At 71.7% G+C, this 8,019-nt stretch carries 6 protein-coding genes; 4 read left to right on the plus strand and 2 right to left on the minus strand.

Features of this window, described 5'->3' with window-relative positions:
* Positions 1-295 precede the first annotated feature (295 nt).
* The 3 genes from miaB (at position 296) to dapF (ending at position 3,744) form a co-directional block, all read left to right on the plus strand.
* Entirely contained in the window at positions 296-1,846 is a 1,551-nt protein-coding gene (gene miaB, locus LQV45_RS13325; protein WP_230007448.1) for a tRNA (N6-isopentenyl adenosine(37)-C2)-methylthiotransferase MiaB, read from the plus strand.
* Entirely contained in the window at positions 1,843-2,781 is a 939-nt protein-coding gene (miaA, locus tag LQV45_RS13330; RefSeq protein WP_230007449.1) for a tRNA (adenosine(37)-N6)-dimethylallyltransferase MiaA, read from the plus strand. The genes miaB and miaA overlap by 4 nt, the downstream gene beginning before the upstream one ends.
* Positions 2,782-2,889: 108 nt before the next feature.
* Positions 2,890-3,744, plus strand: coding sequence for a diaminopimelate epimerase (gene dapF, locus LQV45_RS13335; RefSeq protein ID WP_230007450.1), 855 nt, complete (start codon positions 2,890-2,892; stop codon positions 3,742-3,744).
* 86 nt (positions 3,745-3,830) lie between these two features.
* Here dapF and LQV45_RS13340 read toward each other — a convergent pair whose 3' ends face one another.
* On the minus strand, positions 3,831-4,475 hold the full coding sequence (locus tag LQV45_RS13340) for a class I SAM-dependent methyltransferase (protein WP_230007451.1): 645 nt from the start codon (positions 4,473-4,475) through the stop codon (positions 3,831-3,833).
* Between the two features lie 88 nt (positions 4,476-4,563).
* Here LQV45_RS13340 and hflX point away from each other — a divergent pair, with 88 nt between their 5' ends.
* Positions 4,564-6,081: a GTPase HflX gene (gene hflX, locus LQV45_RS13345; protein WP_138174376.1), complete on the plus strand. Its 1,518-nt coding sequence runs from the start codon at positions 4,564-4,566 to the stop codon at positions 6,079-6,081.
* Between the two features lie 73 nt (positions 6,082-6,154).
* Here the strand turns inward: hflX and LQV45_RS13350 are convergent.
* Positions 6,155-8,019: prolyl oligopeptidase family serine peptidase (locus LQV45_RS13350; RefSeq protein WP_230007452.1), on the minus strand; the 1,865-nt coding region annotated here is incomplete at its 5' end.

The following is an 8,019-nucleotide window of genomic DNA, read 5'->3' on the forward strand; positions in this document are numbered from 1 at the left end:
CCTCTTCGGTATCGCTCGACGCGGCGCGTCAGGCTCTGGCGGAAGCCGGTGTGCATCGTGCGCCCTTCACCCGTCCCGCCCCCTCCGGTGTGCGCTTCACCCCCGACGACTGAGCCGTCTCCGCGCCGGCGAAGCGCATGCCTGCGATGACACGGTCGTACCGTCCGCGTCCGCACGGCCCTCCGCCGTTCGGGCGTGGGGTGGACTCCGGCGCGGGCTCGGGGCGTACGCCGGCACGGGCTCGGCTGCACGGACCCCGGCACCGGCGCGAGCGGCGCTTAGAATGGCACGCATCATGACGACCCCCGTATCCACGCCGACGCTGATCGCGCCGTCCGCCGCTGCTGTCGCAGCCGACGGTCGTGCCCGCACCTACGAGGTGCGCACGTTCGGCTGTCAGATGAACGTCCACGACTCCGAGCGCCTGTCGGGCTCGCTCGAAAGCGCCGGTTACGTGCGCGCCGACGCCGGCGCCGACGCCGACGTCGTCGTGATCAACACGTGTGCCGTGCGTGACAACGCCGCGGGCAAGCTGTACGGCACGCTCGGGCACTTGAAGTCGCGCAAGGACGCCCACGGCGGCATGCAGATCGCCGTCGGCGGGTGCCTCGCCCAGATGGACAAGGACGCCGTCCAGCAGAAGGCGCCGTGGGTCGATGTCGTCTTCGGAACGCACAACATGGGGTCGCTGCCCGGAATGCTGGAGCGGGCGCGCCACAACGGCGAGGCCGAGCTCGAGATCCTCGAGTCCCTCGAGATCTTCCCGTCCACCCTGCCCACCAAGCGCGACTCGGTGCACAGCGGCTGGGTGTCCATCTCGGTCGGCTGCAACAACACGTGCACCTTCTGCATCGTGCCGAGCCTGCGCGGCAAAGAGAAGGACCGTCGTCCCGGCGACATCCTGAACGAGATCCGGCTGCTCGTCGACGACGGAGCGATCGAGGTCACTCTGCTGGGCCAGAACGTCAACTCCTACGGGGTCGAGTTCGGTGACCGCCTTGCGTTCGGCAAGCTGCTGCGCGCGGCGGGCGAGATCGAGGGCCTCGAGCGGATCCGCTTCACGAGCCCTCACCCTGCGGCGTTCACCGACGACGTCATCGCCGCGATGGCCGAGACGCCGGCGGTCATGCCGCAGCTGCACATGCCTCTGCAGTCCGGTTCGGACCGCATCCTCAAGGCCATGCGCCGGTCGTACCGCAGCGAGCGTTTCCTCGGCATCCTGGACCGCGTCCGCGAGCGCATCCCGCACGCGGCGATCACGACCGACATCATCGTCGGCTTCCCGGGCGAGACGGATGCCGACTTCGACGAGACGATGCGTGTCGTCGAGGCCTCGCGCTTCGCCAGCGCGTTCACCTTCCAGTACTCGATCCGTGAGGGCACGCCGGCCGCCACGATGGAGGACCAGGTGCCCAAGGCTGTGGTGCAGGAGCGCTACGAACGACTCGTGGCTCTGCAGGAGCGCATCTCGCTCGAAGAGAACCAGAAGCAGCTCGGGCGTGCGCTCGAGGTGCTGGTCTCCGCGGGCGAGGGCAAGAAGGATGCCGCGACCCGCCGCCTCACCGGTCGTGCCGAAGACAATCGTCTCGTGCACTTCGAGGTGCCCGATGGGTCCGTGCTGCCGCGCCCCGGTGACGTCGTCTCGGTCGTGGTCACCCACGCCGCGCCCTTCCACCTGCTCGCGGACGCTCCCGCGGGCGAGCCGCTGCGGATCCGCCGGACACGCGCCGGCGACGCCTGGGACCGTTCGCAGGCGGAGTCGTGCGGCGTGCCCGCCCCGACCGCCGACGAGGGCACCGCTCGCGCCGTCTCGCTGGGGCTGCCGACGCTGCGCATCGGCGGGTGACCGCGGACGAGGTCGCTGCACCGCGACTCTGGGCGATCGTCGGGGCGACCGGGACGGGGAAGACCGGGCTCTCGCTCGACCTCGCCGAGGCGCTCGGGCGTCGGGGCCGCCCCGCCGAGATCGTCAACGCGGATGCCATGCAGCTGTACCGCGGGATGGACATCGGCACCGCGAAGCTCCCGGTCGCCGAGCGGCGTGGCATCCCGCACCACCTCTTCGACGCGCTCGACGTGACGGACGAGGCCGCGGTCGCGTGGTACCAGGTGGCGGCGCGCGAGGCGATCTCGGCGATTCACGGGCGCGGCGCCGACGCGATCCTCGTCGGAGGGTCCGGACTCTATGTCTCGGGCGTGCTCTGGGATTTCCGCTTCCCACCCCGCGACGCGTCCGTGCGGGCGGAACTCGAGGCGTTGCTCGACCGACTTGGTCCCGGTGCTCTGTTCGAGCGGCTCCGTGCGGCGGATCCCACCGCAGCGGAGCGCATCGACCCGCGCAACGGGCGCCGCGTCGTGCGCGCCCTCGAAGTGCTCGCGCAGGGCGCGGACACGCACGGCGGTGCCCTTCCCGAGGCGCCGGTCCTCTGTCATCCGTCGACATCGATCCTCGGCACCGCCGTCGAGCGCGACCACCTCGTCGGTCTGCTGGACGCGCGAGTGGAGCGCATGTGGGCTGATGGGTTGCTCGACGAGGTCGCCGCGCTCCGGCGCGACGGTCTCGAGCGCGGGGCCACCGCCGCCCGGGCGATCGGGTACGCGCAGGCTCTCGCCGAGCTGCGCGGCGAGGTCACCCGCGACGAGGCGATCGCCCAGACGCAGGCGCTCACGCGTCGCTACGCTCGTCGACAGGTGTCGTGGTTCCGGCGCTATGCCGACGCGCGGTGGGTCGATGCCCGGACCGCCGACGCCGATGCCCTCGCCGCCGAGATCGAGGGCTGACCGCACGGATCCGGGTGTGCGACCGCGAACAGAGGCTCGGTCGCGCGACGATCATCGAGGCCGAACGGCGACGGACGGTCCTCGGACGCCGTTGCCTAGACTGGGCGCATGGCGACTCTCGCGTTCACCAAGGGCCACGGCACCGGCAACGACTTCGTGGTCGTGTCCGACCCGGACGGCGAGCTCGACCTTTCGGATGACCAGGTCGCGATCCTCTGCGATCGCCACTTCGGCATCGGCGCCGACGGGCTGCTGCGCGTCGTGCGCTCGACGGCCATCGCCGAGGGGGCGGATGCCGCCGCCTCCGGCGCCGAGTGGTTCATGGACTACCGGAACGCCGACGGCTCGAAGGCGGAGATGTGCGGCAACGGCACGCGCGTGTTCGCCCGCTACCTCACGGACACGGGTCTCGCCGACATCACCGGGGGGCTGCGCATCGGCACGCGTGCCGGGGTGAAGACGCTCACGCGCAGCGACCGCGGCTTCGAGGTCGACCTGGGGGAGTTCCGCATCGAGCCGGGCGACGTGCTCGTGCGGGCCAAGGGGCTCCCGGTGGCCCGCCCGGGTGTGGGCGTCGACGTCGGCAATCCTCACGTCGTCGTCGCCCTGTCGTCGGACACCGAGCTGGACGGCCTCGAGCTCGCTTACCAGCCGGTTCTCGACCCCGCACCGGTCCGCGGCGCGAACGTCGAGTTCGTGGTGCCCGCCGATCCGCTCGTCCACGAGGGTGTCGGCGCGATCAGCATGCGGGTGTTCGAACGCGGTGTCGGCGAGACGCTCAGCTGTGGAACGGGTGTCGCCGCCGCCGCTCTCGCCGTCCGGCACTGGGCGGGCTCGGCCGCGCCGGACTCCTGGGTCGTCGATACTCGCGGTGGCACCCTGGGGGTGCGCATCGCCGACGGCCGCGTGTACCTCTCGGGCCCGGCATCCCTCGTCTTCACCGGCGAGGTCGCCCTCGCCTGAACGACGTCGTCGCGCGCGTCCTCCGCGCGCCACTGACGCGCGCCGCGGACGCCCGCCGCTGGCCCGTTCGCGGACGAACGGCGGCGTCAGGAGATGACGGCGATGGGCTCGCTCGGCGGGGAGCCGTGACGGCGCACGCGCAGCACGCGGTAGCCGCGGGCGGTTGCCGCGCGGTGCACCGAGAACCCTGTCGGGAAGGTCGCCGAGAGCCAGCGCTGCAGGGAGTCGGAGCCGAGGTTGCGCTGCACGACGAACCAGCCGTCGGAGCGTTCCTCGAGCCGGGGGATCCACTGCTCGAGCATCCCGTGCAGCTCGTTCTTGCCGACGCGGATGGGCGGGTTGGAGCGGATGGTGCGGAAGGAGATGTCCGTGGGAACATCTTCGGGCCGCACGGCGTTGATGTTGTCGAGGCCGAGCAGTTGCGCGTTCTGCCTCACGAGGTCGAGTGCGCGTTCGTTGACGTCGACGGCCCAGACGGTCGCGTGCGGAGCGTCCAGGGCGAGGCTCAGCGTGATCGGACCCCACCCGCTCCCCAGGTCGAGGAAGTTCCCGCCGGACGGCGGGGCGGGGGTGTTCGCCAGCAGCACCGATGTTCCGGCATCCAGGCGGTCGGGGCTGAAGACTCCACCCGCGGTGACCACCTCGAGCTCACGCCCGGCGAGGCTCACTCGGAGGCGGCGGAACTGCTCGGGACTCGATGGCGACGCGCTGAAATAGTGCTCGCTGCCCATGCCGGAAGCGTAGCGGAACGGAGCCCCGGACGTGGGGGCGACTAAAGTGCGAGGATGCCGCGGCATCGACCGCGGACGAAAGGAACACATGACCGAACAGACCACACCCCCGAGCACCGACGAGTCACCGGTGGATCCGGTCGACCGGGTGCTCTCGCGCGCCGAAGCGCACCGAGGGGTCCGGGTCTTCGGTGCGGCGCAGGCCCTCCAGGACGCCGCCACCGCGTACGGCGGGTCGACCGACGGCGATCAGTGGGATCGCGAGGAACGCGCAGCGCTGCGCCGTGTTCCGGGGCTCTCCACCGAGCTCGAGGACGTCACCGAGGTCGAGTACCGCCAGTTGCGACTCGAGAACGTCGTGCTCGTCGGCGTGCACCCGCAGGGCGAGCAGGCGGATGCCGAGAACTCGCTGCGCGAGCTGTCTGCGCTGGCCGAGACCGCCGGGGCCGTCGTGCTCGACGGCGTGCTGCAGCGGCGTCCGCACCCCGACCCGGCGACGTACGTCGGACGCGGCAAGGCGGCGGAGCTGCGCGACATCGTCGCGGCGGTCGGCGCCGACACTGTGATCGCCGACACCGAGCTGGCCCCCAGCCAGCGGCGCGCGCTGGAGGATGTCGTGAAGGTCAAGGTCATCGATCGGACGACCGTGATCCTCGACATCTTCAGCCAGCACGCGAAGAGCCGCGAAGGCAAGGCGCAGGTCGAGCTCGCACAGCTCGAGTACCTCCTCCCGCGTCTGCGCGGATGGGGTGACTCGATGTCGCGCCAGGCCGGTGGACAGGTCGGCGCGGGCGGCGCGGGAATGGGCTCGCGCGGTCCGGGTGAGACCAAGATCGAGCTCGACCGTCGCCGGATCCGCACGAAGATGGCGCTGCTGCGCAAGCAACTACGTGACTTCGCCCCGGCCCGTGAGGCGAAGCGCGCGGAGCGCAAACGGAACACGATCCCCTCGGTCGCGATCGCGGGGTACACCAACGCCGGGAAGTCGAGTTTGCTCAACCGCCTCACCAGCGCCGGTGTGCTGGTCGAGAACGCCCTGTTCGCGACCCTGGATGCCACCGTCCGCCGCTCCGAGACGACGGACGGGCGCGTCTACACCTTCACCGACACGGTGGGCTTCGTGCGGAACCTGCCGCATCAGCTCGTCGAGGCCTTCCGCTCCACGCTGGAAGAGGTGGGCGACGCCGACGTCATCCTGCACGTCGTCGACGCGTCGCATCCCGATCCGGCAGCGCAGCTGTCGACGGTGCGCGACGTGATGGGCGACGTGCACGCCGATTTCGGCCACGAGATCGTGGTGTTCAACAAGGCCGACCTCCTCGGGCCCGATGATCGTCTGGTGCTCCGGGGCCTGGCTCCCGCGGCGCTGTTCGTGTCGTCGCGCACGGGCGAGGGCATCGACGAGCTGCGCGCCGCGATCGAGGAAGCCCTGCCGCTGCCGGCGGTCGAGGTGCAGGCGGTCGTGCCCTACGACCGCGGCGATCTGGTCTCGGCGGTGCACGAGACCGGCCTCATCCTCGCGCAGGAGCACCGTGAGCAGGGCACGTTCCTGCACGCGCACGTCGGTGCGCGACTCGCGGCCGAACTCGCGCCGTTCTCCGGCTGACCCCCGCGCAGAAGACCCCCGCCGATGTCTCGGCGGGGGTCTTCTGCGCGGGGGCGACGCCCCGACGTGCGTGTCAGTCGAGCGCGAGCGTCGGGATCCCGGGCGTCTCGAAACTGAACACCGCGCCGAGGAAGCCCAACTCGCGTTGCAGGGAGTCGACGACGGTCTCGGCCCGACGGAAGCCGTGGCCCTCGCCCTCGTACAGCACGTAGGCGTGCGCGACGCCGTGTTCGACGAGCGCGTCGCGGATGGCTTCGGCTTGCGAGGGGGGAACGACGCGGTCTTCGGTGCCCTGCAGGATCAGCAGCGGAACTCGGAACCGCTCGGGATGCGACAGCGGTGATCGCTCGATGTAGACCGCCTCGGCCTCGGGGAGCGCTCCGATGAGGCCGTCGAGGTAGCGCGCCTCGAAGTCGTGAGTGTCCTCGGCCAGCGCGCGGGCATCCCCGACGCCGTAGCGCGAGATACCGGCCGAGAACACCTCGGTGTTCGTGACGGCGGCCAGCACCGTCCACCCGCCCGCCGAACCGCCCGCGATCGCGAGGCGCTCGGGGTCGGCGAGACCCGCGTCGGCGAGGGCGGATGCCGCGGCGGCGACGTCGTCGACATCGACGACGCCCCACTGGCCGTGCAACCGCTCGCGATACGCGCGGCCGTAGCCGGTGGACCCGCCGTAGTTGACGTCGAGCACCCCGATCCCGCGGCTGGTGAAGAACGCGGTCTTCACCGACGGCGAGGGGCCCACGTGCGAGGTGGGACCGCCGTGCACGAGGACGACGTAGGGAGGACGCTCGTCGGCGGGGCCGACGTGGTCGGGGCTGGTCGGGGCATACGCGAACGCGTGCACCGGACCGTGCGGCCCCTCCGCCGTCAGAGCACGGGCGACCGGCATCCATTCGACCCCCGGGTGGTCGCCACCGGTGACGAGCTCGGCGTCTCCCGAGTCGAGGTCGATCACCCACAGGCCGGCGAGGCCCGTCGCGTCGGAGCCGGAGACGAGGGCGCGCGATCCGCGGACGTCGTCGATCGAGGCACCCGCGCACACGGGCACGTCGAGGGGGCGCACGCCGCTCGGGGCGATCTCGACGACCTCGTCGGCGCCGTCGGTGCGGACCGCCACGATGCGGCCGTCTGGAGTCGCCCCGAACCACCGCGTGCCCAGCACCCACACTCCACCCCCGGTGTCGGCGTCGGCCGGGGCCACGGCCTGCGGGTCCTCGCCGATGCGCAGCCGGAACAGATTCCAGCGCCCGTCGGGGTCGTCGGTGTACAGCAGCTCGTCGTCGGCGATCCACACCGGCTGGAGCGGAGCGCGACGCGCACCGCCCGCGAGCTCGCGCACGGTACCCGTCGCGAGGTCGCGGACACGCACGGTCGTGGCATCCCACGGCATGTCGGGGTGATTCCACGCCGTCCAGGCCAGTCGTCGCCCGTCCGGCGAAAGCGCGGGGTGGACCAGGAAATCGCTGCCCTCGGCGAGGACCTCGGCATCGGAGCCGTCGAGCGGGATCCGCACGATGGCGCGGGCCGGGACCCGTCCCTCGCCGTGGATCTCGCGTACCGCCAGCAGCGAGCCGTGCTGCCAGGACAGGCCGCCGTGCCGTACGCCGTCGGAGGCCGGGGTCAGGGGTCGTGGCTCGCCGCCGGGAGTGAGCGCGTAGACGCGTTGATCGGTCTTCTCGACGTAGTAGAGCTCGCCGTCGTCGGAGGCCGTCCAGGCACCGCCGCCGTACTCGTGCACCGAGGAGCGCGCATTCGCGGGTGCCGGCAGCACGGTCTCGACCGCGCCGTCGGCGCGTCGACGGCGGACGGCGACGCGGCCGCCTTCGCTCGGCACGGATTCGCCCCACCAGATCTCGTCCCTGACGATCCGCGCCCCGTCGATGCGGGGCGACGACTGCGCGACGCGCTCGGGGGAGAGGGGGGAGGGCCAGGAAC

This window comes from Microbacterium sp. Bi128, from assembly GCF_918698205.1.

What these genes read in the sequence shown, in the direction of transcription:
- hflX (WP_138174376.1), top strand. Translation starts at nt 4,564, where the DNA reads ATGACCGAACAGACCACACCCCCGAGCACCGACGAGTCACCGGTGGAT.
- miaB (WP_230007448.1), top strand. Translation starts at nt 296, where the DNA reads ATGACGACCCCCGTATCCACGCCGACGCTGATCGCGCCGTCCGCCGCT.
- LQV45_RS13340 (WP_230007451.1), bottom strand. Translation starts at nt 4,475, where the DNA reads ATGGGCAGCGAGCACTATTTCAGCGCGTCGCCATCGAGTCCCGAGCAG.
- dapF (WP_230007450.1), top strand. Translation starts at nt 2,890, where the DNA reads ATGGCGACTCTCGCGTTCACCAAGGGCCACGGCACCGGCAACGACTTC.